Annotated in this window: 2 pseudogenes; one reads left to right on the plus strand and one right to left on the minus strand. The window is 76.6% G+C overall.

Annotated features, from left to right (window positions below):
- A pseudogene (locus tag HTZ82_RS02290) lies at window positions 1-694 on the minus strand (hypothetical protein); the annotation flags it as partial.
- 128 nt (window positions 695-822) lie between these two features.
- On the opposite strand from HTZ82_RS02290, the pseudogene HTZ82_RS31920 reads away from it, so the two are divergent.
- Window positions 823-982: pseudogene (locus HTZ82_RS31920) on the plus strand (PIG-L family deacetylase); the annotation flags it as partial.

A 982-nucleotide genomic window follows, 5' to 3' on the forward strand; every position in this document is an offset into this window, starting at 1 on the left:
CCGCACCCGGCACCGGCAGGGCGGTCCACGCGGCTGCCCCGGCCGGGTGGTCCACCGCCAGGAGCAGGTCGTGTTCCGGGTCGGCCGCGGTCGACGCCTGCTCGTGGAGGGCAGGGAGCGTTGGCCGGGCCCCGCTGCGCCAGATCGCCGTGCAGGCCTTCAGGTACTCCGGGGCCGCCACCCGGCGGCGCGGCGGGGGCGGCGCCACACGGCCGTAGAGGCGTATGCCGTACCCCAGCGCCAGCAGCGACGGCTCGGTACGGAGCAGCGCCCACGTCCCGGCGTCCGCGACCAGGTCGACGACCACCGTGGTCGTGTCCGGCTGACGGACCTTCAGCTCACTGGCGAACCAGTGCCACGGCACGGCCGTGTAGCGCAGCGTCGCGGGCGACGACCTGGCGAGCGCCAGGTGCGGCAGCCGCTGCTTGTGGTCCAGGTGGAGCTGCCCGGCGACGTACACGGACAGCGGCCCCGGCGCGGCCACCGCCGCCCGCAGCCGGGTCAGCACCGCCTGCGGTTCGAGCGGGTCGGCGAGCTCCACCAGATGCGCCGTCGCCGTGCCCGCCAGCGCCCCCGGAGGTACCGCCCCGAGCGCGGGCAGCACGGACGCGGCGTCCGTCAGACGCCCCTTGCCGACGGGCGCCGCCGCCAGCACCAGCACCGTGCCCGTCGTGTTCTCGTCGCTGATCACCACATCAGCACCGTAGCCGCACCGCCGCCCACGGGCGGCCACCGGGCGCCGGTACACGGGTAGGAGAGGCCCACCACCGCGGCCGCGGGGCCTGCCCGGGACGCGGGCGCCGCTCCCCGTATCCTGCGCCCATGAGTGATCAGGACAAGGACCCGACGGACCGTCATGTGCCAGGCCGGCTCACGCCGATGCCCGAGGACTGGCAGCGCGCCCTGGCCGTGGTGGCGCACCCCGACGACGTGGAGTACGGCTGCTCCGCCGCCGTCGCGGCCTGGACCGACGCGGGGCGCG

The sequence above is a fragment of the Streptomyces sp. TRM64462 genome (assembly GCF_013362995.1).
Taxonomy (GTDB): domain Bacteria; phylum Actinomycetota; class Actinomycetes; order Streptomycetales; family Streptomycetaceae; genus Streptomyces.